Here is a 26,129-nt window from a genome sequence, read left to right as displayed (position 1 = left end):
TTGATGGTCATATAAACTGGTTTTTTATGTTTTTATGGGATTAATGCGCATATGTAAAGTCTCTTTACGCGCTAAATGCCCGCCAATTCTCTATTTACCAGCGGAAAGAATCGCGTATACTTCTTCACATGGTCGAGAGGGGCTGAATTAATAAGTCGCTAAGTAGGGAGTCATTAGTCTCCCGAAATCTCTCCTTTAATAATGAGTGGTGTTAACGCATGACGCATTAACTGAATATGACAGCCTGTTTTATCGATTTGACTTTCCCATAAGGAATGGATGTCCTTTTTATCGGTTAAAATGGCTGTAACGATAATTGCATCTTTTTATTTCATTATAATAAGTAGTAAGACGCTTCCGCAGATAAAATATTTTGCGATAATAAGGTCTTTCTATATTAATGAAAAAACTTCAAATTAAATTAAGGTTATATAATGTCTAACTTCAAGAAAAGTGTATTAGTTGCTGCTGTATTGTCTCTTTCTGCCTTCGCTGCTAATGCTGCTGACCAAGGTAAGGGTAAAGTGACTTTTACCGGGTCTATCATTGAAGCACCTTGTTCAATTACTTCCGAAGCAGCTGATCAGGTTGTTGAACTGGGTCAGATTTCTACTGCATCACTGGCTAACATGGGCTCTTCTGAACCACGTAGTTTCAGCATTGGTCTGGAGAAATGTGATGTGGCTACGATGAAGAATGTGTCCATTACCTTTGATGGTACACCCGATGGTGTGGATGCTGAGATGTTGAAATTGATTGGTTTGGCTGATGGTGCAGGCATTGTGATCACCGATGAAGCGGGTGCGACAATTAAACGTGGTACGGCTTCGGTGAGCAAGACCCTGGATCAGGGCAGTAACAGCCTGAAATTCTCTGCTTACCTGAAAGGCACCAGTGCAGAGGAAGGTAGTGTGGTCCCCGGCGAATTCAGCAGCGTAGCTAACTTTACCCTCGCCTATAATTAATTATATATTTTAAGCTATCTAAATTTCTTTAAAAAAGCATGTGGAAGATATTCTGCATGCTTTTTTATATGCTATATAAAAGAGTAAAATATTTTAACTGCCATTCACTCTATCTTATTAATTGTTCTTGGCCAGTTATTCCGAAATTGCATTAGGCCGGACGAAAATTATTTATAACCGGCAGGATAAGCCCATCAACCTGAGCTATCCTTAAGCAGCCCGTTAAAAGAGACTGATATATTAGCCGCTTCTTATATTTGTGTATTTTAATGGTGCCTTGAACTGAGCCATGGTTTTTACTTGGGGAAGGGTATTGATGGCTCAAAGAAAAATGGCCAATAGAAAGGCTATCACGATAATCAATGCCACAACCACGAGTGACGGTTTCTGTAATAAGGGCTGTAATGACTCTGGTAGCGAGGCAATGAACGGGTTAATCAGTGGCTGAAGGGGCTTGTGTTCTTCATCTAAATGTTGGGCAGCATTGGCTCTATCTAATCGGGCGGCAAACAGAATATTGATAATATCGTTCAACTGTGCTTGCGTCAGCGGAGTTGTTGGGCTGGCCTGAAAACGGTTTTGGCTGTAATCGGCCAATAACTGTTGTTCTTGTGTATCTGCTGGCTGCTTAAGGGCAGTTTGCAGGTTAACTAATGTTGGGGCAGTTTGTTGGCTTAGGGCCACTTTAGTTTGCAAGAACTGGCTTAGTAGCTGGAAATGGCGAGCGGGCAGCGGATCATGATGTTTTACTCCAACCATATCAAACAATGTTTGCCAGATTTTTCCGGGTTGTTCACCTGTTGCGGCACTGAGTTTCGCCACCAGTGATTGAATATTCTGATGCTCGGCGGGTAGCAATGGCCTATCGGTTAGGGTTGTCAGTTGTGGTTGAGGAATATTCAGCGTACCAGATTGCAATAGAACCAATACTTGCTGTAACTCGGTGTGGCTTAACTGACTTAATACCGTATGGCCGAATTGCTGGCGGATAAAATCACTGACTGCCTGCCGGTTATTCCCTTGTGGTAATAATGCGGTGAGTTGTTGACGAAACTGTTGATTAGCATGATTTTCCTGTGCTTGAGACAGGCGGGTTTGTAGTAGCTGCTCGGCAGGCTGAAAGTGGCGTGCAAGCAAATCACTGGTTGCGTCCAAAGATAGATTATGGCGAAGCCCGGCCCAGATTTCGGCCGATTTAATGGGGCTGAGGGCCATAATCCGCACAATCAATTTCTCTAATGTAGTACGCTGCGCAGGGGTTAGCGCCTGATCTTCCACCGGGGATTGGGCGGTCAACTTAGTGGGCGTGACATGGCGATCATTGCCAATGGGAACACCTGGGCCGTTCAAAGGTTGCATATAACCGGTCCTTCGCTGTGGAGGAGATAAGGGAAACCCGGCGATAGGCGCAGGCTGGTGTAATAATACCTGTAAATGGGCGCGACCAATATATTCTTCTTGCTTTTGATTTTCTCTTTTGACTTTAAGTGTCAATAACTGTTGTCACCCCAGTCACTGACTTGTTGTTGATCTTAAAATAAATAACCTCCTGGGGACTGACTCAGTTGCTACCTTCCTGCCACTCGAATTATTTTGGGTATATATATTTATACCCACTTTGGGTTCTACCAGGCGTCTTGCCGTTATCTAATGTTTTTATTGTTTGGGATATGTCCATCAAGATCTAAATTGCGCCGCAATGGTCTGCGCAGACGTTGGGCCAGCACCACTCCGGCAAGGGTAATGCTGCCACCAATCAAGTGATAGCTGTGCAACTGCTCATGCAAGAAGGCTACGGCAATGATTGCAGTAAAGACGGGTGTCAGATTCATAAAGATAGACGCAGTATTAGCGCCCAGTCGCATCACGCCCTGAATCCATAAATAAGGTGCAAAAATTGAGGCTGGAATACCAGCAAAGAGCACCAAGGGAATATTCTGTGCCGTTAGCTGCACATCTGGGGTCATCAGGAAGCCAGGTAGCAGCAGCACAGCACCAAAAGCGATTTGCATATAAAGGGATTGCCAGTTCGGCAGTTGAATAGCCCAGCGTTTAGTTAATACCCCATACAGCGCATAGGAGGCTGACGCACCAAGCATCATTAATTCCCCTTTACCGATCCCATGTTGCAGCAGTTGAGTCGGGTTGCCCGCACTGACCAACCAAATTAACCCCCCTAAGGACAGCAGGCTACCCAGAGCAATCCCAACGGTTGGTGCCACGCGTAATAACACAATACTGATAAGCACAGTCAACAGCGGAATTAATGAGCTGAGGATCCCCATAAACAGTGCGCTGACACTGTGGGCGGCATAGTAAGCCAGGCTTTGGTACAACACCATGCCCAGCATCCCCAGTATCATTAATTTCCACCAATAGACACGTATCGCTTGCCAATTGCGGACCGCACCGGGCAGCAGAAATGGGGATAATGTCAGCAGTGCCAGTAACCAGCGGTAGAAGGAGATTGCTGCCGGATCAATGGCGGTGGCAGAGATCTTACTCACCACGGCATTAACTGACCAGATAATCACCGCAAACAATGGAAATAAAACATTCATGATAATAATTCTTAACTAAAAAATATGCGGTGTAGTCTACAGCTGTCTGATTTATTCTATATAACGATAATCAGACAATAACTTGGGTGATTAAGACAATCATTACCGTGATTAAGGTAATAACCATGAAGAGCATGATTTTGCTGTAAGGGATAATGGACGATGACAAAACCTGATTTTCCCGTAGTCACCTTAAGGATTCCACAGACCTTGTCCTTTCGCTGTGAAGCTTTTAATGCCAATACCGAATTTTTGCCTCACACACACCCTTTTGGGCAATTGATATGCGTGAAATCCGGTGTTCTGGCCATGAGCATTGGTGGTCAGCGCTTCCTTGCACCACCTGAATTTATTATCTGGATCCCCGCAGGCATGGAGCACTCTAGCTATAATCGCAAACCCATGCATTTTCGTGCCATTGATATTGCGTTGGATTTTTGTACCGAACTCCTGGCGTCACCTTGCCTGATGAATGTCAGCCCTATCTTTAATGCCATTGTGGAGGATTGTTTTACGCGTGGTTTATTGATGCCAAAAACTCAGCAGGATATACGCCTGGCCCATGTATTGATTGATCAACTCAAGATGTCTCCGGTGCAGCGGACGTATCTGCCTACCTCACAAGATAAGCTTTTGTCGCCTATATTGGCGGCATTGGAACGCTGCCCTGCGGATAGCACCTCGCTGGCACTTTGGGCCAGGCGGGTGTATACCACCGAACGTACCTTATCGCGCCGTTGCCAGCAGGAGCTTGGCATGGCATTTAGCGAATGGCGGCAGCGCTTACGTTTTTTACATGCCATCTCATTGTTAGAGCAGGGGAAAACGGTACACAGTGTGGCGTTGGATGTCGGTTATAGCTCCGCCTCTGCTTTTATCGCCATGTTCCAGCAAATATCAGGTACCACGCCTGAGCGTTTCCGGCGGGGCAATAGTGGCTTATACTAAGCCCCCCTGTTTTTCATCTGTATGGCAGTAGGCTGTCGGAGAGCAAAGTGAAAATTCTGGTTGATGAAAATATGCCGTACGCTGAGGAACTGTTCCGGCGTTTAGGTGATGTACAGGCTGTGCCTGGGCGTCCTATTCCTCGTGACGCCTTGGTTGATGCCGATGCTCTGATGGTGCGTTCGGTCACTAAAGTGAACGAGGCGCTGTTACACGGTACCTCAATTGGTTTTATTGGCACGGCGACGGCGGGTACCGACCATGTCGATGACACTTGGCTGTGTCAGCAGGGGATCGGTTTCTCTGCGGCCCCCGGTTGTAACGCCATTGCCGTGGTTGAATATGTTTTCTCTGCGTTGATGATGATGGCTGAACGGGATGGTTTCCAGTTGCGCGATAAAACCGTGGGCATTATCGGCGTCGGGAATGTGGGTTCACGGCTGAATGCTCGTTTGCAAGCCTTGGGCGTTCGGACCTTGTTGTGCGACCCCCCACGTGCTGATCGTGACGATAACGAAGCCTTCTGGCCGTTGGAGAAACTGGTGCGTGAGGCTGACGTTCTAACCTTCCATACTCCGCTGAATAAAACCGGTGCCTACCAAAGTTTACACATGGCCGATGATGAACTGCTGGCCGCCTTACCGGATGGCCGTATTCTGATCAACGCCTGTCGTGGTGCGGTGGTGGATAACGCGGCGTTATTACGGGCGCTGGAAAAAGGAAAAAAACTCAGCGTAGTACTGGACGTCTGGGAGCCAGAACCAGATCTGTCTTTACCGCTGTTGGCTCGTGTCGATATCGGCACACCACATATTGCCGGATATACGCTAGAAGGCAAAGCACGGGGTACTACTCAGGTTTTTGAGGCGTTCAGTCAGCATTTGGGGCAACCACAGTCGGTCGAGCTGGCCTCTTTACTGCCAGTACCAGAATTTAGCCATTTACGTCTAAATGGTGAGTTGGGTGAAGGCAAATTAAAACGATTGATGCACTTAGTGTATGATGTGCGCCGCGATGATGCGCCATTGCGCCATGTTGCTGGCCTACCGGGGGGGTTTGACCGCCTACGCAAGCATTACCAGGAACGACGTGAATGGTCATCACTGTGTGTACAGTGCGATGATGCTGCCAGTGCTGCACTCTTGCAGCAGCTAGGTTTTACCACTCAATTGCAGTGACGATAGGGTAGTACGAATATCATTCGTGAAAAATTAATAACAGGGCGGTATGTTGCCGCCCTTGCTGTTCAATAAATTCATGTTTTTCAATAAACTCATGTCATTCAATGAGGCCATATTATTCAATGAGCCCATATTATTCAATGAACTATAGCGGAGAAAACCAACATGTCTGACGGCTGGAATATTGCTCTATTAGGAGCAACGGGCGCAGTAGGTGAAGCTTTGCTGGAGCTGTTAAATGAGCGCCAGTTCCCAGTTGGTGAATTGTATCCTTTGGCGAGCGAGCGCAGTGCTGGTGCTACCGTACGTTTTAACGGTAAAAGTATACTGGTTGAAAATGCGGCTGAGTTTGACTGGTCCCAGGCCCAACTCGCCTTTTTTGTCGCAGGCCGTGAAGCATCGGCACAATATGCGGAAGAGGCCGGAAGTGCTGGTTGTCTGGTGATCGATAGTAGCGGCTTGTTCGCTATGGAGCCAGATATTCCCTTGGTGGTGCCGAGTGTGAATCCTCAGGTGCTGGCTGATTACCGTAATCGCAATATCGTGGCGGTGGCCGATAGCCTGACCAGCCAGTTGTTGACGGCGATTAAACCGCTGACGGAACAGGCTGGGCTGTCTCGCCTGCATGTCACTAACCTGATTTCAGCTTCAGCCCATGGCAAAGCGGCGGTGGATGATCTCGCCGGACAAAGTGCCAAGCTGCTCAATGGCATTCCTGCTGAACCCGGTATCTTTCCTAAGCAATTGGCGTTTAACGTCTTACCGCTGCTGGCTGATGAAGAGGGCAGTGTGAGCGAAGAGCGCCGTCTGGTTGATCAGGTGCGTAAAGTGTTACAGGACGAAGGTTTGCCGATAACCGTAAGCTGTATTCAGTCGCCAGTATTTTATGGTCATGCACAAGTGGTTCATCTGGAAGCATTGCGCCCGATCGCTGCCGAAGAGGCCCGTAGCGAGCTGGGGAATTGCGAAGATATCCAATTGTTTGAGGAAGATGATTACCCAACTCAGGTTAGCGACGCCTCCGGCAGTGATGTCCTGAGTGTTGGTTGTATTCGCAACGATTATGGTATTCCTGAGGTGCTGCAATTCTGGTCGGTGGCTGACAATATTCGTTTCGGTGGCGCATTGATGGCGATTGAAACGGCAGAGCGCCTGTTGCAGGAGCAACTTTACTGATGTCCGGGTTTGAGTTAGGTCAGGAAGAAACGTTAGTTCAGAAAAATATATTGGCTCAGCAAGAAAAACCGGCAGAAGTGGCCGGTGTGAAAATTGCGTTGGGTATTGAGTATAACGGCAGCCGCTATTTTGGTTGGCAGCGGCAGCAAGAGGTTGCCAGCGTGCAGGCATGCCTTGAGGCGGCATTATCCAAAGTGGCTAATGAGCCAATTGGGGTCTTCTGCGCTGGCCGTACTGATGCGGGGGTCCATGCCACCGGTCAGGTGGTGCACTTTGTTACCTCCGCGGTACGTAAAGACGCCGCCTGGACCATGGGGGTCAACAGCCATTTGCCAGCGGATATCGCAGTGCGTTGGGTCAAAACCGTCGATAACGATTTTCATGCCCGCTTTAGCGCAACGGCCCGCCGATATCGCTATATCATTTTTAGCCACCGCTATCGCCCTGCGATATTGGCGCAAGGGGTCACCCATTGCTATATGCCATTAGATGCAGAAAAAATGGAACGCGCCGCGCAATGTTTACTCGGCGAAAATGATTTTACCTCTTTCCGTGCCGTACAATGTCAATCCCGTACGCCATGGAGAAATGTAAAACATGTCAAAGTTACCCGACATGGCGCGTATATCGTGGTAGATATCAAAGCCAACGCGTTTGTACATCATATGGTGCGCAATATCGTTGGGAGCCTGATAGAAATTGGTTGTGGTAATCAGGACGTGACCTGGATGGCAGAGTTGTTGGCATTGAAGGACAGAACACGTGCTGCCGCAACCGCTAAAGCCGATGGGTTGTATTTAGTGTCTGTCGATTATCCAGATCACTTCGCGTTACCCAAAGCCCCTATGGGGCCTTTGTTTTTGGCGGATGACGAGAGTTAACGGTTTACAGGTTATTAAAAATACTGATAGCAAATTATCAGGGATATCGATAGCAAACTGATGCGTCGCTTTGGGCTAAGGAATACCTAAGGAAATTCAGCTAATCTCATTCGCCTAATGAACGATTGGGTGTGTTTATTCATTTCGAGAGTATTTATGGAATTTATACGTTTCGTCATAGATTTTATTTTGAATATTGATGTTCATCTGGCAGAGCTGGTTGCGCAATATGGGATATGGGTTTACGCCATTCTATTCCTGATTTTATTCTGTGAGACCGGTCTGGTCGTGACACCGTTCCTGCCGGGGGACTCTTTGCTGTTTGTTGCAGGTGCCTTGGCATCGTTGCCCTCCAATGATCTTAATGTCCACACGATGGTGACCCTAATGGTGATTGCCGCCATTCTGGGGGATGCGATTAACTACACGATCGGCCGTATCTTTGGTGAAAAGTTATTCAGCAATCCAGATTCTAAAATCTTCCGCCGCAGTTATCTGGATAAGACGCATCAGTTCTACGAGAAGCATGGTGGTAAAGCGATTATTCTGGCACGGTTTGTCCCTATAATTCGCACGTTTGCCCCATTTGTGGCCGGTATGGGTAAAATGTCTTATCGTCACTTTGCTGCCTATAACGTGATTGGGGCGTTGGTATGGGTGTTGTTATTCACTTATGCTGGCTACCTGTTTGGTAACGTACCTATCGTGCAGAATAATCTGAAGTTATTGATTGTGATCATTATCGTTGTGTCAATTTTGCCAGGCGTATTTGAAGTTTGGCGGCATCGGCGTGCTGCGGTACGTCAAAAAAATCAGTAAAAACGTTACATAAGCTGTGGGTTCACCAGTTTTTTATCTACACTGTCGAATCAATATGGTTTAATGAGTAACATTTGTGGTCTGTTCCTGCAGACAATCCAAGTTTCGGTGCCTTAGCCACGTCGCACTGGCGTGTATCTCAGGCATTTTTTATTGGGGAGTTTTCAGGGAGATGGTTAAAGCATGAACAGCGGACTGGCAACAGCCAGGTTCAAACAGAAAGGTCATCGATGAGCTGGATTGAACGAATTCTTAACAAAAGCAACATCACACAAACCCGTAAAGCGAGTATTCCTGAAGGGGTGTGGACAAAATGTGATAGCTGCGGTCAGGTACTTTATCGTGCTGAACTGGAGCGTAATCTGGAAGTGTGTCCCAAGTGTGATCACCATATGCGTATGTCAGCCCGTGCACGGTTGCATATGCTGTTGGATGCAGGCAGTGAAGTTGAATTGGGTAGCGAACTGGAGCCGAAGGATATCCTGAAATTTAGGGATTCCAAAAAGTATAAAGATCGTCTTTCAGCCGCACAAAAAGATACTGGCGAGAAAGATGCTCTGGTTGCCATGAAAGGGACGCTGCAAGGTATGCCTATTGTTGCCGCCTCGTTTGAGTTTGCCTTTATGGGCGGTTCAATGGCGTCAGTGGTCGGTGCTCGCTTTGTACGTGCCGTTGAACAGGCCTTGGAAGATAATTGCCCATTGGTCTGTTTCTCTTCCAGTGGTGGTGCACGTATGCAGGAAGCGTTGATGTCATTGATGCAGATGGCAAAAACCAGCGCAGCTCTGGCTAAAATGCAAGAGCGCGGTTTACCCTACATTTCCGTGCTGACTGACCCTACCATGGGCGGCGTCTCTGCCAGCCTGGCAATGTTGGGTGATATCAATATCGCTGAGCCGAAAGCGTTGATTGGCTTTGCTGGCCCACGTGTTATTGAACAAACCGTACGCGAAAAACTGCCGCCGGGCTTCCAGCGCAGTGAATTCCTGATTGAAAAAGGCGCGATTGATATGATCGTTCGCCGTCCAGTTATGCGTCAGACTTTGGCGAGCATTTTGTCTAAATTGACTCATCAACCGCAGCCAAGCGTGGTTGAGAGCAACGCAGACACGGTGGCCCAGCCTGACAATCAGGCAGATGTCTGATTAACTCAACGGGCATCACCCTAGTAAGATGGTGCCCGGTTATTGTGCCTTACCAGAAAATAAGCGTTATTTAATAGCGACAATTCGGCAATAACGAGTGTGTAATATGCCCTAAATAATTCGAGTTGCAGGAGAGCGGTAACTGAGTGAATCCCCAAGAGTTTTCGATATTGGGAGGAACAAAGGGCATTAACGCACAGGCAACTTGGAGTATAACGGGGATAAAACCAAGGGAAGTGACGGGACTCATGAACAATCATCAAACTCCCCAAGCCACGTCGCCTTTGGCCGCGTGGCTTTGCTATCTTGAGCATTTGCATTCTCAGCCCATTGAGTTGGGTCTGGAACGTGTTAAACAGGTCGCTGAGCGTCTGGACCTGCTTAAACCTGCCCCCAAAATTTTTACCGTTGCCGGTACCAACGGCAAGGGCACCACCTGCTGTACATTGGAAGCCATTTTATTGGCGGCTGGTCTGCGAGTCGGGGTTTACAGCTCCCCCCACCTTTTACGTTATACCGAGCGGGTTCGAATTCAGGGGCAAGAGCTATCTGAGGCAGAACACAGCCACTCTTTTGCTCAGATCGAAGCTGGGCGAGGTGATATCTCACTGACCTACTTTGAATTTGGCACCTTATCAGCGCTGCAACTATTTAAGCAGGCTAAACTTGATGTGGTGATCCTGGAAGTAGGATTGGGTGGGCGGTTAGATGCGACCAATATTGTTGACTCTGATGTCGCCGCCATCACCAGTATCGCGTTAGATCATACTGATTGGTTGGGTTACGACCGTGAAAGTATTGGCCGGGAGAAGGCGGGCGTATTCCGTGGTGGTAAACCTGCGGTAGTGGGGGAACCAGAGATGCCCCAGTCTATTGCCGATGTGGCGGCTGAGTTAGGTGCACATCTCTATCGTCGGGATGTTACTTGGCAGTTCAGCCTGCAAGAGTCATTTGATCAACAAGAGCCATTTGGTCAACAAAAACCCTGCTGGTACTGGCAATGTGGTGAGCGCCAATTATCCGACTTACCGGTGCCGAACGTGCCGCTGGAGAATGCGGCTACTGCGTTGGCTGTATTACATTATTCCGGGGTGTCATTGAGTGACGAGGCTATTCGGCAGGGGTTACAGGCCGCCAGTTTACCTGGGCGTTTTCAGGTCGTCAGTGAGCAACCGCTACTGATTCTGGATGTAGCCCATAATCCGCATGCTGCCCGTTATCTGGTCAATCGGTTAGCCCAAGTTATTAACCCGGTTAATGTGCCGAAACAAGGCAAAGTGCGGGCGGTCGTCGGGATGTTATCGGATAAAGATATTGCGGGTACGCTGGCATGTTTATCTGAGCGGGTTGATGAGTGGTATTGCGCCCCGCTTGAAGGGCCACGGGGAGCCAGTGCTGGTCAATTGGCCGAACATCTGGTGAGCGCACGTCAGTTTAGCGATGTAGAAACTGCCTGGCGTCAGGCTATGCAAGATGCAGATACACAGGATGTGGTCATTGTCTGTGGCTCTTTCCATACTGTTGCCCATGTTATGGCAGCATTGCATTTGTGACAGCGTCCAGTTTATAACAGATTGAATTTAAACCCAAAGAGCGTGGAGTTGTAGGCTGGCAATAAACGAGCGCCTCCTGCATCTTCAAGTCCGGCGGGATATAAACGCGGGGAGTGCGAGTGGCAAGTCAGTTCCAGAACCGTTTAGTCGGGACCATTATTTTAGTTGCCTTAGGTGTGATTGTGTTACCGGGGCTACTGGATGGCAAAAAGAAACACTACGAGGATGAGTTTGCCGCTATTCCGTTAGTGCCAAAACCAGGGGATAGCCAAGAGATTGATGTGGTTCCGCCGCTCAATCAGCCTTTGCCCATTGCGCCGCCCGAAGGTGCTGCGCAAGCGGTAGGAGCCGAACCCAGCGATGATTCGGTTTCTCAGGCGGCTAATGATGCCGGTAATCTTGCTGTTGAGCCTACGATTGTGGCACCGCCACCAATACAGAGTAAGCCGGTTGAGGTAAAACCTGCCGTGACGAAGCCGGTAGACGTTAAGCCGATAGAAACCAAGCCGACAGAAACAAAACCGACAGAAATAAAACCAGCAGAGAAAAAACCGCTGGAAGTGAAACCTAAGCCAGAAACTAAACCGCCGGTGGAAGAAAAAGCGCCAGTAGGGCAGGCTTATGTTGTCCAACTGGGGGCGCTAAAAAATGCGGCCAAAGTAAATGAGATTGTCGCGATGCTGCGGTTGTCGGGGCATAGGGCGTTCACTGTACCCGCCACGCCGGTTCAGGGTGAGATAACCCGGTTATATGTCGGGCCGGATGCGTCAAAACAGAAATTACAATCCGCGTTACCTGAGCTTAATGCATTAAGTGGTCTGAATGGGCAAGTTAAGCCTTATATAACGTCGCGTTAGGGTTAGATTGTTACTGCCTTAGGTTGTCTACTGCGTAAGGATGACAACTGAAGTGTGAGATATCCGTAGGTGCAGGTTTTTAGCGGCTCAATTTATGCGGTGGTTGTGTTTTTTTTATACGGGAATTGTATTTTTCCATGCGGTTATGGTTATTTTTTAGTCGTCACACTTTAATTTGTTTCGGGGTTAGAAACCCCTACGCAAACGTTTTCTTTTTCTGTTAGAATTCGCCGCGAACAAGATGTAGCGGCGGTTTCGTTATTGGAATAGTCATGGTCTGGATTGATTACGTCATTATAGGAATTATCGGGTTTTCTGCGTTAGTCAGCTTAATTCGAGGGTTTGTCCGTGAAGCATTGTCACTTGTAACATGGGGATGTGCGTTTTTTGTTGCCAGCCATTTTTACACTTACCTTGCTGTTTATTTCACCCGATTTGAGGATGAAATTGTTCGCAACGGAATTGCCATCGGCATTTTGTTCATCGCGACATTGATCGTCGGGGCTATTGTTAACTATGTGATTAGTTCACTGGTGGAGCGTACTGGGTTATCAGGAACCGATAGGGTCTTAGGGGTCTGTTTTGGGGCACTGAGAGGTGTGCTGATTGTCTCTGCCATGTTGTTCTTTCTGGATACGTTTACCAACTTCTCACAAAGTGTTGATTGGAAGCAGTCACAATTAATCCCGCAGTTCAGTTATATCATCAGGTGGTTCTTTGACTACCTGCAGAGCACGTCGAGTTTCTTACCGAATCAATTACCGATTCGAAGCGGCTTATGAGGAAAAGACAACATGTGCGGTATTGTCGGTATCGCCGGTTTTACACCGGTAAACCAGTCGATTTATGATGCGTTGATGGTGCTTCAGCATCGGGGGCAGGATGCGGCGGGGATTGTTACCATTGATGCCCATAATGGGTTCCGTCTGCGGAAAGCGAACGGCTTGGTGAAGGATGTATTTGAAACCCGGCATATGCTGCGTTTACAGGGGAATATGGGGATTGGTCATGTTCGTTACCCAACGGCAGGCAGCTCCAGCGCTTCTGAAGCTCAACCCTTCTATGTTAACTCACCGTTTGGCATTACCTTGGCTCATAACGGTAATCTGACTAACGCTCACCAACTGAGAAAGAAATTATTCGAAGTTTCTCGTCGTCATGTAAATACCACGTCTGACTCAGAAATCCTGTTGAATATTTTTGCCAGTGAATTGGATCGTTTCCAGCATTATCCGTTGGAGTCTGACAACATTTTTGCTGCTGTTGCCGCAACGCACCAGTTGATTCGTGGTGCTTATGCCTGCGTCGCAATGATCATTGGCCACGGTATGGTTGCTTTCCGTGACCCTAACGGTATTCGTCCGCTGGTGATTGGTAAACGCACGCTGGTTGATGGGCGCAATGAGTATATGGTTGCTTCCGAAAGTGTGGCTCTGGATACTCTTGGTTTTGAATTCTTGCGTGATGTTGCACCGGGCGAAGCCGTGTATATCACCGAGAAAGGCCAACTGTTCACGCGTCAGTGTGCTGAGAATCCAAAATACAACCCATGCTTGTTTGAATATGTTTATTTTGCTCGCCCAGACTCCTTTATGGATAAAATTTCTGTCTACAGTGCGCGTGTTCGCATGGGGCAGAAGTTGGGGGCCAAAATAGCCAAACAGTGGGAAGACATGGATATCGATGTTGTCATTCCTATTCCAGAAACCTCTTGCGATATCGCGTTGGAAATTGCCCGTATTCTGGATAAACCGTACCGTCAGGGGTTTGTGAAAAACCGTTATGTTGGCCGTACGTTTATCATGCCGGGTCAGCAAGAGCGACGTAAATCGGTGCGTCGTAAACTGAATGCTAATCGTGCTGAGTTCCGTGGTAAAAACGTGTTATTGGTGGATGATTCCATTGTTCGCGGGACCACGTCAGAGCAGATTGTAGAAATGGCACGGGAAGCCGGGGCGAAGAAAGTGTACTTTGCGTCTGCAGCACCTGAAATCCGTTTCCCGAATGTGTATGGTATCGATATGCCAAGTGCTAATGAGTTGATTGCTCATGGTCGTGAAGTCGATGAAATTCGTCAGTTGATTGGTGCTGACGCACTGATTTTCCAAGATCTTACCGATCTTATCGATGCAGTACGTGAAGATAATCCAGACATTACCCAGTTCGAATGTTCTGTCTTTAATGGTATTTACGTGACGAAAGATGTGGATCAGAGCTATCTGGAATATCTTGAGTCATTACGTAACGACGATGCGCAGGCATTGCGTAGCCATAATGAAGCGGAAAATTTAGAGATGCATAACGAAGGTTAATCCCCTATATCTGTGTCTTGAAGTATGACGGGTATCAGTCATAAAACAGAATGAATCAAAAAGGTGCAACCTGCGTTTAGGCGCGGTGCACCTTTTTATTCATGGTGTTTTGCTATAACTTGCTAATTAGTACCTGATGCGGCAAAGTTTGGTATCATGCTAATAAATATGTGTTCTGCATATATATTGGACATTTTAATGCGATAGAGCATCAGTATGAGGCAGTTTTCCATGAAGCGACTTATTATTGGCATTAGTGGTGCAAGTGGTGCCATTTATGGTGTGCGGCTGTTACAGGTGCTGCAACATGTCGAAGGCGTGGAAACCCATTTGATTATCAGTAATGCTGCCCGTCAAACACTGGCGCTCGAAACCAACTACAGTGTCAAGGAAGTCCAAGCGTTTGCCGATGTGGTCCATGATTTTCGGGACATTGCGGCTTGTATTTCCTCTGGTTCATTTAAGACCGATGGCATGGTTATTTTACCTTGCTCCATCAAAACGCTATCTGGCATTGTCCATAGTTATACCGATGGCTTACTGACCCGCGCTGCCGATGTGATCCTTAAAGAACGCCGCCGCTTGGTGCTTTGTGTCCGCGAAACCCCCCTGCATTTAGGCCACCTCCGCTTAATGGTGCAAGCCGCCGAATTAGGTGCTGTGATTATGCCGCCAATGCTTGCGTTCTATCATCAGCCAAAAACGATTCAGGACATTATTGATCAGACCGTTAATCGCATCATCGATCAGTTTGATATTGAGTTACCTGAAGATCTGTTTACGCGCTGGCAAGGTAAAAACTAATATTTATTGACTAACCTAACCAACACATTCATTGACCTAATTAACATATTTATTGTCCTCATTGACACATTCAATCACCTCATTGATACATTTAGTGATGCAATCAATATGATTAATCACCTAATTAATACATTTGTGCAACATAGCACTGAAATGGGGCAAGCTATGCTCCACAATGATCCGGCAACAGCGACGGTGCTGTAGTAGGATTTTTGTATTCTGTTTCTGTTCACGACCAGATGTCATGACATTTATACCTTAAATAATGTGCGTGCAGGAAGGCGGCCAATACTGGCAACTTGAAGCATGACGGGTATATCGATTTTAGTCGTTATCGTGTAAAGAAACAGTATGGTGGAATTGGCTTTCCCTCCAGATAATTACTGGCACGATTACTGCAAATTGATTTATGGACGCTCAGGCTTGGACAGAAATCTAACGCGCTTTGTGGCATCAAAAATCAATTTGAGGGTTATGTGTATGAATAAAAAGCTGTTAGTTCTTCCTTTGGTATTAGCATTTGCTGCCAGTAGTGCTTTTGCCGCCATCCCGAAAGAGATCAAAATTGGTACAGATCCGACTTATGCCCCTTTTGAATCGAAAAATTCTAGTGGTGAATTAGTCGGTTTTGATATCGATATCGCGAAGGAGTTATGCAAACGTATAGATACCAAATGTACTTTTGTTGAAAGTGATTTTGATGCGTTAATCCCGTCGCTGAAAGCTAAAAAAGTCGATGCCATTATCTCCTCACTCTCCATAACTGAAAAACGTCAAAAAGAGATTGCCTTCACCGATAAACTCTTTGCCGCCAACTCCCGTTTAATCGCCGCTAAAGGTAGCACTATTGAGCCGACACTGGTGGCATTAAAAGGTAAGCGCGTGGGGGTGTTACAAGGTTCTACTCAGGAAGCTTTTGCCAATGCTGAGTGGCAGCCAAAAGGTATTGATGTTGTTGCTTATCAAAATCAGGATCTGATTTATGCAGATCTGGCCTCAGGTCGTATTGATGCGGCTTTCCAAGATGAAGTTGCAGCCAGCGAAGGTTTCCTAAAACAAACTGTGGGTAAAGATTATATTTTTGCCGGCCCATCAGTAAAAAATGATCAATTCTTTGGTGTAGGGACCGGTATGGGGTTGCGCAAAGCAGATGTTGAGCTGAAAGCGGCGTTAAATAAAGCCTTTGCTGAAATGCGTAGTGACGGCACCTACGATCAATTAGCCAAAAAATACTTTGATTTTGATGTTTACGGCGATTAACCCTTTTTGCCGTAGTGGCCTCTGTCGATTATGGCAGGGGCCAACATACCGTAATTAGCCAGACTCCTCACTCAGTAAAACAGGATAACCCACAGATGCTGGATGGATATTCCAAACTGATATTTGAAGGTGCGCTGGTGACACTGGAGTTAGCATTGTTCTCGGTGCTGCTGTCAGTGGTTATCGGCTTGATGGGCGCCGGTGGGAAGTTATCGTCAAACCGGTTGGTATCGGGCCTGTTTGAGTGCTACACCACACTGATCCGCGGCGTACCTGATTTAGTTTTGATGCTGCTTATCTTCTACGGTTTGCAGATTACCCTCAATAGCATTACCGAGTCCCTTGGTTTTGCACAAATTGATATTGATCCTCTCTCTGCCGGAGTTATTACCCTTGGCTTTATCTATGGCGCTTACTTCACTGAAACGTTTCGTGGCGCTTATATGGCTGTATCTAAAGGACAAATTGAGGCCGCGACCGCCTTTGGTTTCACCTCCAGCCAGATTTTCCGTCGGATTATGTTCCCTGCCATGATGCGCTATGCGTTGCCGGGTATTGGTAATAATTGGCAAGTGATCCTGAAAGCGACAGCGCTGGTGTCAATTTTAGGCTTGAATGACGTGGTCAAAGCCACTCAGTTGGCGGGGAAAGGCACCTACCAGCCGTTTTTCTTTGCTTTGGTTGCTGGCGCGATTTATCTGTTCTTCACCACTCTCTCTAACGGTGTCTTGTGGTGGCTGGAAAGGCGCTATTCCCATGGGGTGAAGAGGGCTGAGCTATGATTGAAATCTTACATCAATATTGGCAGGCATTACTTTGGAGTGATGGCTACCGCTTTACCGGCATGGCGGTCACCCTCTGGTTATTAATTTCCTCGGTCGTCATGGGGGGATTACTGGCGCTCCCATTGGCGGTTGCTCGGGTGTCCGAGCGGAGATGGATCCGCTTACCGGTATGGATTTTTACCTATATTTTTCGTGGTACACCGCTGTATGTGCAGTTATTGGTGTTCTATTCCGGGATGTATAGTTTGGAGATAATCCGAGGCAATGACCTACTAAATGCTTTTTTTCGCAGTGGGTTAAATTGCACTATTTTAGCGCTGACGCTCAATACCTGTGCTTATACCACTGAGATTTTTGCCGGTGCGATCCGTTCGGTACCTCACGGTGAGATAGAAGCCGCGCGCGCCTATGGTTTCTCACGTTTTAAATTATACCGCTGTATTATCTTACCTGCTGCATTGCGTATCTCTTTACCGGCATACAGCAATGAAGTGATCTTAATGCTGCACTCCACCGCGCTGGCCTTTACCGCGACCGTACCCGATATATTGAAAATAGCCCGCGATATTAACGCTGCGACTTACCAACCCTTTTATGCGTTCAGTATTGCCGCTGTACTTTATTTGATCATCTCCTTTACGCTAATTAGCCTGTTCCGCCAGGCAGAAAAACGTTGGTTAGCCCATATTAAACCTCAGGCATCGCATTAGTGCGGAGAACTCTATGACGAATACGTCCTACATTAAAAATGCGGAAACTAAACTTTCTGTGACGGAGCTGCATAAGCATTATGGGGAGCATGAGGTATTAAAAGGTGTTTCGCTCTCTGCCAAAGCGGGGGATGTTATTTCCATTATTGGTTCATCTGGTTCAGGGAAAAGTACATTTTTACGCTGCATTAACTTTCTGGAAAAACCCAGTGAAGGCTCGATAAGCGTAAATAATCAGGTTATCCGCTTGGTACGGGATAGCGATGGTCAGTTGAAAGTCTTCGATAAAAAACAGCTACAATTATTGCGCACCCGGTTAACGATGGTCTTCCAACACTTTAATTTGTGGAGTCACATGACGGTATTGGAAAACGTGATGGAGGCACCGGTTCAAGTGCTGGGATTAAGTAAATCGGTGGCGAAAGAGCGTGCAATTCTGTATCTGGATAAAGTTGGTATTGATGAACGGGCGCGGGCCAAATATCCCGTACATCTCTCTGGGGGGCAGCAACAGCGTGTTTCTATTGCACGAGCATTGGCAATGGAACCAGATGTATTGCTGTTTGATGAACCCACTTCTGCGCTGGATCCCGAGTTGGTCGGTGAAGTGCTACGTATTATGCAAAAGTTGGCAGAAGAGGGGAAAACTATGGTGGTGGTCACGCACGAAATGGAATTTGCCCGCCATGTTTCCAGCCATGTTATTTTTTTGCATAAAGGGGTAATTGAAGAGGAAGGCCCCCCCGCCGAGCTTTTCGGTAACCCTAAAAGCCTACGTTTACAGCAGTTTCTTTCTGGCTCACTGAAATAAAATGGTTAATGGGTAGTAGCTAATAAAATGGCTGATGGATAGCTGTATTAATGGATAGCTGTATTTTAGGGGTGAATGCCATTTCACGGATCACCCCTACCCAGGGAACGCCAGCGGCTTATTCCTTTGGCTTTTTCAGCACATCACGCAGCGCATCTTCCAATTCATAATAGCGAAAGCCAAAACCCGCCTCTTCCAACCGTTTCGGTAACGCCCGTTGCCCACCGAGCACCAATATTGCGGATTCACCCATTAATAGACGAATTGCCGCCGCAGGTGTGCGGATGGCTGCTGGGCGATCCAAAACATCGGCCAGCGTCGCCGTAAATTGCTCATTATGGACCGGATAGGGGGCAACCATATTAAATGGGCCGCGCAGATTATCGGTGGTTAGCAGATAATAAATACCATGCACCATATCTTCGATGTGTATCCAAGGCAGATATTGGCGACCATCCCCCATGGGGCCACCTAATCCAAGGCGGAATAGAGGAAGCATCTTAGCTAGAGCGCCGCCTTTTGGCGCTAATACGACGCCGGTACGCAGCAAGCAGACTCGGGTATGGCTATTCTCCGCCGCCAGCGCCAGATTTTCCCAACGCTCACATAATTTATGGGTAAACTCGTCGTGGGGAGGCTCTTCTTCGGTGACTAATGCCTGCCCTTGGTCACCATAAAATCCAACAGCAGAACCGGAGATAAAAACGGTTGGTGGCTGGCTACTGGCATTGATCAGCGTGGCTAAGCGTTCGGTTATTTGCCAGCGACTTTGGCAGAGAATCTCTTTTTGCCGCGAGGTCCAGCGTTTATCGGCGATCGGTTCTCCGGCCAGATTGATCACAGCATCAAAACTGTTGAGATTCTCTTTATCATCTAGCGTGGACCAGCAGGTCACTTGCTGACCGAGCAGGTTATTGGCCCGCTGTGGTGAGCGGCTCAGAGCCGTTATTTGGTGGCCTTGCGACAGAAGAAAGGGGGTCAGGCTGCGCCCGATCAACCCTGTAGCACCGGTGAGTAAAATACGCATATCCAATCTCCGTTTAAATCCAATCCTATCGAGTCATCAACCTCATTTATTTCTTTTTCTCTTTTAGCATAGGCGATTCTGTGCTCTTGTCCCACGACACTGAGCACATCCTGAATGAATACTTCTATTTCTTGCATTCAAAATAGGGGGACTGCCAACGGGCAAGTAGAGGCAGTTGCCAGAATCATTATTGTAAAAAATAAAAAAAAGAATCAGGGACTAAATAAACCGCTCAACATGGCCGATAAATAAGGTAATGTTAAGCGTTTGATAAAAGATTAGCGATGGTTTATCAATCCTCCTGCTGAGATCGGATAGCGATCTTACTGTTGTCTATATACTTTTCCAGGTGCGTATGAAACTAAATATCAAAGTTAATTGTTCTTATATCTGTGAACCCATACGTAAGCAAGACGGCAGCTTATTGGCAGTAGAATTATTAAGCCGGTTTTCAGCGACACCAGTCGATTTACCCATTGATGTCGAAAAATTTATTAATGGATTGGACATAAATGGAAAAAATGATTTATTCCAAAATCAATTGCAGGCGGTAAAAGCCTATAGTGATTGGTTTATCACTAACAATGTCCTGCTTTCGATCAATATTGATTTTGATTTAGCGAGTGTGATTGTTACTGATGCGCCTACCCGGCAGATACTGGATGAAATGCCTTTTTTACGGCTGGAAATCATGGAGACATTCTCCAATTTATCCGATGGTATGAATAACCCTTTGCTACGTGAGTTAGCCTCACTGTATCCATTATGGTTGGATGATTTAGGCAGCGGAGGCTCAACATTGAACGCAGTGACTGCCAATATCTTCGAGTATGTAAAAATTGATAAGCATTTCTTCTGGCAGCACAACAAACATACCTTCCCGATATTGATCAACAACATTAAAAAATATTGTCTTGGGGTCATTGTCGTCGGGGTAGAAAATCAGAGTGAATCTGCGCAACTCGAAAGCAGTAATATTGATGCTATGCAGGGGTATCTGTTTAACCCTATGACATTGGATGAGCTAGTCTCCCAACCTTTGCGTTAACATTTTTGGCAAAACGCGCCTTGATGGGCTGTATCGCGTGGGTCTTCGTTTGTGATGTCAGCGCGGTCCTTTTCGACAAAATTTTCTCATGGTAGATACTGACTTTTATCGGATTAATCTGCTGGATTGGGTGATAGAATAGCGCTTCTTTTATCATTGAGATGATGACCAGAGAGAAAACGATATCATGAAGTTAATGTTTGCTTCTGACCTGCATGGTTCGTTACCGGCCACGGAACGCGTTCTGGAGATCTTTGATCGCAGCCGTGCGCAATGGCTGGTACTACTGGGTGATTTACTTAACCACGGGCCGCGCAATGCATTACCTGAGGGTTATCAACCCGCAGCGGTGGCGGAGTCTCTTAATGCCTACAAGGATAGCATTATTGCCGTGCGTGGCAATTGCGACAGTGAAGTCGATCAAATGCTACTTCAATTCCCCATCATGGCGGGTTGGCAGCAGATTATTATGCCTGAAACACGTTTATTCCTGACCCATGGTCACCTTTATCATCCCGGAGCGCTTCCTCCATTGCGTCATGGGGATGTCCTGGCTTATGGTCATACCCACCTACCACAAGCACAGTGGCAAGGTGAGATAATCTGTTTTAACCCTGGTTCCGTGAGTATCCCAAAAGGGGGATACCCGGCGAGCTATGGCATGTTGGAGGAGGGTGTTTTGCAGATTATTACTTTACAAGGTGATGAGTTTGTCGCCCGATTGACATTGAAAAATTAATCAATACACAGGCTTTTATACCCCAAATAATTCGGGTTGCAGGAAGGCGGTAACCGAGTAAGGAAAGCAGCCAACACACATGCAGCTTGAAGTATGACGGGTATATACCTAAGGTTACTGACGCGGTAGGCAGCTAACATATTGTGGCGTCACGTAACAAGGGTAAGATATTGATTAAAAATATTATTTATTAACAGATACTCTTGATTAACATATGCGCGTATATCACCGCGCCTAGATAGAAGGTTTCAGAGGATGGTGGAGCAAAATCCAGCAGCAGTCATCGAGTGGGTTGACATTGTTGATGAGCAAAATAACGTCATTGCTCAGTCCAGTCGTCAGCAAATGAGAGCTCAGCGACTACGCCATCGTGCTACCTATATTGTGGTGCACGATGGGATGGGGAAAATTCTGGTACAACGTCGCACTGAGAGCAAAGATTTTCATCCCGGCAAACTGGATGCCACGGCGGGTGGTGTTGTGCAAAGTGGCGAGAACTACCTTGAATCCGCACGGCGCGAGGCTGAAGAAGAATTGGGTATTGCCGGTGTGCCGTTCGCGGAACACGGCCAATTCTACTTTGAAGAGGAGTGCTGCCGAGTATGGGGGGCTTTATTCAGTTGCGTGTCTCATGGTCCCTTTGCGTTACAACCAGAGGAGATTGATGAAGTACGCTGGATGGTGCCAGAAGAGATCACCGCCCGCTGTGACGAATTTACGCCTGATTCTCTCAAAGCATTATCACTGTGGCTAACGCGCAACAACGAACAGGATTACGGTAAAATTACCCCCCGCGAAGAGTAATTACCACTTGTTCAATAAAAAAACCAAAGCCCCGCTAAGGCGCTTTGGTTTTTTATTGTCAGTTTTAAACCCCCTCCCGAGGAGGTGGTTATGGTGATTTCTTTACTGAGAAAGCAAATTATCGAACGATAATCCCCAGTAAAATACCCAGTGCACCAAAATCTGCATCACTAAATGTGGTATTGGCAAAACCAATATCGCCTAAGACTGGCAGCAGGAAAACTGGCAGGAAGGTGATTAACAGACCCTGAGCAAATGCACCAAGAATCGCACCGCGACGCCCGCCTGTAGCATTACCAAACACCCCTGCAGCAGCACCTACGAAGAAGTGAGGGACTACACCTGGGATGATCACGGTCATATTCAACAAATACAACGCGAACATACCAATCAGGCCAGCGGCAAAGCTGCTTAGGAAGCCAACCAGTACCGCATTGGGTGCGTACGGGAAGACAACCGGGCAATCTAACGCAGGTTTTGCATTAGGCACTAACTTGTCTGAAATCCCTTTAAAGGCAGGCACGATCTCGGCAATGACCATTCGAACACCTTGCAGAATAATATAAACCCCTGCAGCAAAGGTGATGGATTGCATCAATGAGAACATGAACCAGTTTTTACCGCCACTTAGGCTTTTCACCACTTCCGGCCCGGCAAACAGGCAGGTAACGACAAAAATGATACACATGGTAAAGGAGATTGCGACCGGTGTATCACGCAAGAACAATAGACTTTTCGGCACGTTCATGTCTTCAGTCGAATGTTCTTTATTACCAAACTTACTGCCGATAAAACCAGCTAATACATAGGAGAGGGTAGAGAAGTGACCGATGGCCACATCATCAGAGCCTGTTACCTTCTTCATGTAAGGGTGGGCAATGGCAGGGAAGAAGACCATCGCTACCCCAACAACCACGGAGCCAATGGCAATCAGCATTATGCCACTTAGCCCAGCAGTTGCCAGAATCACAGCCACCATCATGGACATAAACAGCGTGTGGTGACCGGTCAGGAAGATAAATTTCCATGGCGTAAAGCGGGCAATCAAGATGTTGATCACCATAGCGAAGAACATAATCATCGCCATTTCTTTACCGAAACTCTTCTGTGCCACAGAAACAATAGCTTCGTTATTGGGTACTACACCCTGAATACCGAAAGCTTGTTGGAAAATATTGGCAAAATCACCCAGAGATGAAACCACCAGGCCAGCGCCTGCACCCAAAATCACAAAACCCATAATGGTTTTTACGGTGCCTTTAATACATTCAGTCACCGGTTTTTTCTGGGCAATAAGGCCAATCAAAGCGATCAGACCGACCAGTATCGCGGGTTCAGAAAGCACATCACTCATTAAGAAACGAAAGAAATCCATACCAGCCTCCGCTTACAAAGCGCCTAATTCGGTTAATGCTGCAGATAAGAGCTCTTTCATGGCTTTCTTATCGATCATGTTATCCAATGCAACGATTTTGCCACCCACTGCTTGAGCAACTAATTGCTCTGCAATGTCTTTGGTACCGATAAAGATATCGCTTGGTGTGCCTTTTGCTGAACCGAGGTCTACATGATCGACTTCAGCACTGACGGCTAATTCTTTCAGGATATTTTTGATGCTGATTTCCATCATCAGACTGGTACCTAAACCGTTACCACAGACCACTGTAATTTTCATTTTCTTTCCTTTTTTTACTCGTTATCTTTCAAGTTGCAGAAGTGTTGGCTTCCTTCGTTCACCCCAATTACTTACTTGTGTAAGCTCTTGGGTACCATTCAGTTGCCGCTTTTCTGTGTCTTGAAATCTATTGGAGAGTGATTCTATATATGCGAACTGAATGCTGTGATTAATAGCGTGCAATCACTGACAGAATATCCTGCGATGTTTTAGCATGAAGTAAGGCTTGCACATCACTATCGGTATCGAACAATTGAGCCAGTTGGGAAATAGCCTCAATATGGCTATTGCTGTCTGTTGCCGCTAACACTATGAGCAGTTTTACCGGGTCGTTACCTTCTGCATTGAAAGTGACCCCCTCGGTGATGACAGTTAATGCCAGAGAGAGTCTATTTACGCCGTCTTCCGGGCGGGCATGTGGCATCGCAATACCTGGGCCGACTACGTAGTAAGGGCCAATAGCTTCATGGGAGCGATAAATCGCCTCAACATAACGCGCTTCTACCGCCCCATTATCGATCAGCGGTTGGCATGAGATAGCGATAGCATCACGCCAATCTTTTGCCTGGCTGACAACCTGAATAACATCCGACGTTAACAGTGTTTTTAACATGAAATTTATGACTCCCTATGACTGTTAACCGGAGAGTAGATACTTATCACGCTTATTAATGTGATCTAAGTCTCAATTGATAGCGCTATCTGGTAGCGCTATCAAAATTTGTGATAGCGCTATCATTTGTCATGCCATGAGATTGGGTTATCTTCAGATCAGGTATATATATCCTAAATAATTCGAGTTGTAGGAAGGCGGCTTGCCACGGCTTCGTAGAGTTGAGGTCATGAATGGGCAGAGTAACGAGCGCAGTCAACGCAGATGCAGCTTGAAGTATGGCGGGTATACAAATTCGTTATATGGCAGGTATACAATATATGGCAGGTATATGCGTTATATTGTCGAGGCCAGTTTGAATGGTCAGGTTTCAGCAGACAGGGAATCAGCATGGAAAAAACACGCAAGCGCCGTAATACTGGGCGGGTCACGCTACAGGAAGTAGCCGATTATGCTGGGGTAGGCTCGATGACTGTTTCCAGAGCGCTACGAACGCCGGAACAGGTCTCAGATAAGTTACGTGAGAAAATAGAGCAAGCGGTTGAAAAATTAGGCTACATTCCAAACCGTGCTGCCGGTGCTTTGGCGTCAGGGCACAGCGATACCGTGGCGGTGTTGATTCCGTCTTTAACCGATAAAGCCAGCTCTCGGTTTATGCAGGCACTACAGCAAATCCTTAATAAAAATGAATTTCAGTTATTGCTGGGGTGCCATGAATACAATCAACGTAAAGAAGCTGAGATTCTAATGACGTTACTGCAAAGCCACCCGGCGGCAGTGGTGATATTTGGCTCGCAGTTAGCCGATAAGACATATCAGATTCTTGAACGTACTAATATTCCTACTGTTAATGTTGTCGGTTCCTATTTTAAAGGGGCTAAAATTACCCTTGAAGCGGCTTTCTTTGAATCGGCTTATGAATTAACCCGCCACTTACTGGAGCGTGGCTATCAACATATTGGCTACCTGGGAGCGCATCGGGATAATCAGCTGCAACGCCAGCAGCTCAATGGATGGCATAAATCGATGCTGGAGCATTACAAAAATGCAGACCAAACGGTCACCACTCCCGATGCGGCCAGCTTACAATTTGGCCGTTATGCCTTGACGGAGATATTGCTGCGCCAGCCTGAATTAGATGCAGTGATATGCAGCCACGAAGATATTGCACTAGGTGTGCTGTTTGAATGCCAGCGGCGATTACTTAAAATCCCTGGCGGCATTGCGGTTGCTTGTCTGGATGGCTCAGAGAGCTGTGATCAAACTCACCCGACGCTGACCTCAATGCGTATCGATTACAAAAAAATGGGTAAAGAGGCCGGTAAGATGCTGATTGATATGCTCAATGAGGATGAGACCGGAGTGAAAAGAGCACCCCTCAGCCAAAGTTTTAACTATAAATTTGAGCCACGGCAAAGTACCTGAAAAGAAAAACCGCCCCCGGCTGAAGTGAACCCC

General features: G+C 46.9%; 26 protein-coding genes. 20 read left to right on the top strand and 6 right to left on the bottom strand.

Annotated elements, in window-relative coordinates:
- The first annotated feature begins 434 nt into the window (after nucleotides 1-434).
- Nucleotides 435-965 (top strand): fimbrial protein, encoded by a 531-nt coding sequence (locus tag AC971_RS09735; RefSeq protein WP_025384341.1) that lies wholly within the window; start codon nucleotides 435-437, stop codon nucleotides 963-965.
- A gap of 321 nt (nucleotides 966-1,286) precedes the next feature.
- On the opposite strand, the gene flk is transcribed toward AC971_RS09735, so the two are convergent.
- The gene (gene flk, locus AC971_RS09730) at nucleotides 1,287-2,324 is read right to left on the bottom strand and encodes a flagella biosynthesis regulator Flk (protein WP_025384340.1); all 1,038 of its coding nucleotides are present in this window, start codon (nucleotides 2,322-2,324) and stop codon (nucleotides 1,287-1,289) included.
- Between the two features lie 284 nt (nucleotides 2,325-2,608).
- Complete coding sequence (locus AC971_RS09725; RefSeq protein WP_025384339.1) at nucleotides 2,609-3,526, bottom strand: DMT family transporter; 918 nt, start codon at nucleotides 3,524-3,526, stop codon at nucleotides 2,609-2,611.
- Nucleotides 3,527-3,688: 162 nt separating this feature from the next.
- Between AC971_RS09725 and AC971_RS09720 the strand changes: the two genes are divergently transcribed.
- The 15 genes from AC971_RS09720 (at nucleotide 3,689) to hisP (ending at nucleotide 18,765) form a co-directional block, all read left to right on the top strand.
- Entirely contained in the window at nucleotides 3,689-4,474 is a 786-nt protein-coding gene (locus tag AC971_RS09720; RefSeq protein WP_025384338.1) for an AraC family transcriptional regulator, read from the top strand.
- A 47-nt stretch (nucleotides 4,475-4,521) separates the two neighbouring features.
- On the top strand, nucleotides 4,522-5,649 hold the full coding sequence (gene pdxB, locus AC971_RS09715; RefSeq protein ID WP_025384337.1) for a 4-phosphoerythronate dehydrogenase PdxB: 1,128 nt from the start codon (nucleotides 4,522-4,524) through the stop codon (nucleotides 5,647-5,649).
- A 168-nt stretch (nucleotides 5,650-5,817) separates the two neighbouring features.
- Nucleotides 5,818-6,828: an aspartate-semialdehyde dehydrogenase gene (locus AC971_RS09710; protein WP_025384336.1), complete on the top strand. Its 1,011-nt coding sequence runs from the start codon at nucleotides 5,818-5,820 to the stop codon at nucleotides 6,826-6,828.
- Nucleotides 6,828-7,709, top strand: coding sequence for a tRNA pseudouridine(38-40) synthase TruA (gene truA, locus AC971_RS09705; protein WP_025384335.1), 882 nt, complete (start codon nucleotides 6,828-6,830; stop codon nucleotides 7,707-7,709). The genes AC971_RS09710 and truA overlap by 1 nt, the downstream gene beginning before the upstream one ends.
- A gap of 156 nt (nucleotides 7,710-7,865) precedes the next feature.
- The gene (locus tag AC971_RS09700) at nucleotides 7,866-8,528 is read left to right on the top strand and encodes a DedA family protein (protein ID WP_002209728.1); all 663 of its coding nucleotides are present in this window, start codon (nucleotides 7,866-7,868) and stop codon (nucleotides 8,526-8,528) included.
- 230 nt (nucleotides 8,529-8,758) lie between these two features.
- Nucleotides 8,759-9,673 carry an acetyl-CoA carboxylase, carboxyltransferase subunit beta gene (gene accD / locus AC971_RS09695; protein WP_025384334.1) on the top strand — a complete coding sequence of 305 codons (915 nt, stop codon included), beginning with the start codon at nucleotides 8,759-8,761 and terminating at the stop codon, nucleotides 9,671-9,673.
- A gap of 248 nt (nucleotides 9,674-9,921) precedes the next feature.
- A complete protein-coding gene (gene folC / locus AC971_RS09690) occupies nucleotides 9,922-11,226 on the top strand; it encodes a bifunctional tetrahydrofolate synthase/dihydrofolate synthase (protein ID WP_025384333.1) in 1,305 nt (434 codons plus the stop codon).
- A 119-nt stretch (nucleotides 11,227-11,345) separates the two neighbouring features.
- Complete coding sequence (dedD, locus tag AC971_RS09685) at nucleotides 11,346-12,083, top strand: cell division protein DedD (RefSeq protein WP_025384332.1); 738 nt, start codon at nucleotides 11,346-11,348, stop codon at nucleotides 12,081-12,083.
- A 272-nt stretch (nucleotides 12,084-12,355) separates the two neighbouring features.
- On the top strand, nucleotides 12,356-12,865 hold the full coding sequence (gene cvpA, locus AC971_RS09680; RefSeq protein ID WP_025384331.1) for a colicin V production protein: 510 nt from the start codon (nucleotides 12,356-12,358) through the stop codon (nucleotides 12,863-12,865).
- Between the two features lie 12 nt (nucleotides 12,866-12,877).
- A complete protein-coding gene (purF, locus tag AC971_RS09675) occupies nucleotides 12,878-14,395 on the top strand; it encodes an amidophosphoribosyltransferase (RefSeq protein WP_025384330.1) in 1,518 nt (505 codons plus the stop codon).
- 231 nt (nucleotides 14,396-14,626) lie between these two features.
- A complete protein-coding gene (locus tag AC971_RS09670) occupies nucleotides 14,627-15,199 on the top strand; it encodes a UbiX family flavin prenyltransferase (protein WP_025384329.1) in 573 nt (190 codons plus the stop codon).
- Nucleotides 15,200-15,679: 480 nt separating this feature from the next.
- The gene (gene hisJ, locus AC971_RS09665) at nucleotides 15,680-16,459 is read left to right on the top strand and encodes a histidine ABC transporter substrate-binding protein HisJ (protein WP_025384328.1); all 780 of its coding nucleotides are present in this window, start codon (nucleotides 15,680-15,682) and stop codon (nucleotides 16,457-16,459) included.
- Nucleotides 16,460-16,554: 95 nt separating this feature from the next.
- Nucleotides 16,555-17,241 carry a histidine ABC transporter permease HisQ gene (locus AC971_RS09660; RefSeq protein WP_012303927.1) on the top strand — a complete coding sequence of 229 codons (687 nt, stop codon included), beginning with the start codon at nucleotides 16,555-16,557 and terminating at the stop codon, nucleotides 17,239-17,241.
- Nucleotides 17,238-17,954, top strand: a complete 717-nt coding sequence (locus tag AC971_RS09655; RefSeq protein WP_025384327.1) for an ABC transporter permease — start codon at nucleotides 17,238-17,240, stop codon at nucleotides 17,952-17,954. The genes AC971_RS09660 and AC971_RS09655 overlap by 4 nt, the downstream gene beginning before the upstream one ends.
- A 13-nt stretch (nucleotides 17,955-17,967) precedes the next feature.
- Nucleotides 17,968-18,765: a histidine ABC transporter ATP-binding protein HisP gene (hisP, locus tag AC971_RS09650; protein ID WP_025384326.1), complete on the top strand. Its 798-nt coding sequence runs from the start codon at nucleotides 17,968-17,970 to the stop codon at nucleotides 18,763-18,765.
- A gap of 118 nt (nucleotides 18,766-18,883) precedes the next feature.
- On the opposite strand, the gene AC971_RS09645 is transcribed toward hisP, so the two are convergent.
- Nucleotides 18,884-19,792, bottom strand: a complete 909-nt coding sequence (locus tag AC971_RS09645) for a TIGR01777 family oxidoreductase (RefSeq protein WP_025384325.1) — start codon at nucleotides 19,790-19,792, stop codon at nucleotides 18,884-18,886.
- Between the two features lie 355 nt (nucleotides 19,793-20,147).
- On the opposite strand from AC971_RS09645, the gene AC971_RS09640 reads away from it, so the two are divergent.
- The 3 genes from AC971_RS09640 (at nucleotide 20,148) to yfcD (ending at nucleotide 22,383) form a co-directional block, all read left to right on the top strand.
- Nucleotides 20,148-20,840: an EAL domain-containing protein gene (locus AC971_RS09640; protein WP_025384324.1), complete on the top strand. Its 693-nt coding sequence runs from the start codon at nucleotides 20,148-20,150 to the stop codon at nucleotides 20,838-20,840.
- Between the two features lie 187 nt (nucleotides 20,841-21,027).
- A complete protein-coding gene (gene yfcE / locus AC971_RS09635; protein ID WP_025384323.1) occupies nucleotides 21,028-21,579 on the top strand; it encodes a phosphodiesterase in 552 nt (183 codons plus the stop codon).
- Nucleotides 21,580-21,834: 255 nt separating this feature from the next.
- Nucleotides 21,835-22,383, top strand: a complete 549-nt coding sequence (gene yfcD / locus AC971_RS09630; RefSeq protein ID WP_025384322.1) for an NUDIX hydrolase YfcD — start codon at nucleotides 21,835-21,837, stop codon at nucleotides 22,381-22,383.
- Between the two features lie 118 nt (nucleotides 22,384-22,501).
- On the opposite strand, the gene AC971_RS09625 is transcribed toward yfcD, so the two are convergent.
- The 3 genes from AC971_RS09625 to AC971_RS09615 all read right to left on the bottom strand — a co-directional run bounded on the left by AC971_RS09625 (nucleotide 22,502) and on the right by AC971_RS09615 (nucleotide 24,671).
- The gene (locus tag AC971_RS09625; RefSeq protein WP_025384321.1) at nucleotides 22,502-23,758 is read right to left on the bottom strand and encodes a PTS ascorbate transporter subunit IIC; all 1,257 of its coding nucleotides are present in this window, start codon (nucleotides 23,756-23,758) and stop codon (nucleotides 22,502-22,504) included.
- 12 nt (nucleotides 23,759-23,770) lie between these two features.
- Complete coding sequence (locus AC971_RS09620; RefSeq protein ID WP_025384320.1) at nucleotides 23,771-24,058, bottom strand: PTS sugar transporter subunit IIB; 288 nt, start codon at nucleotides 24,056-24,058, stop codon at nucleotides 23,771-23,773.
- Nucleotides 24,059-24,227: 169 nt separating this feature from the next.
- Entirely contained in the window at nucleotides 24,228-24,671 is a 444-nt protein-coding gene (locus AC971_RS09615; protein WP_025384319.1) for a PTS sugar transporter subunit IIA, read from the bottom strand.
- Nucleotides 24,672-25,061: 390 nt separating this feature from the next.
- On the opposite strand from AC971_RS09615, the gene AC971_RS09610 reads away from it, so the two are divergent.
- Entirely contained in the window at nucleotides 25,062-26,096 is a 1,035-nt protein-coding gene (locus AC971_RS09610) for a LacI family DNA-binding transcriptional regulator (protein ID WP_038402304.1), read from the top strand.
- Nucleotides 26,097-26,129 lie beyond the last annotated feature (33 nt).

It is taken from the genome of Yersinia similis, from assembly GCF_001053095.1.
GTDB classification, from domain to species: Bacteria; Pseudomonadota; Gammaproteobacteria; order Enterobacterales; family Enterobacteriaceae; genus Yersinia; species Yersinia similis.
The sequence above is the reverse complement of the archived record's forward strand: the minus strand, read 5'-3'. Positions and strand labels throughout refer to the sequence as shown.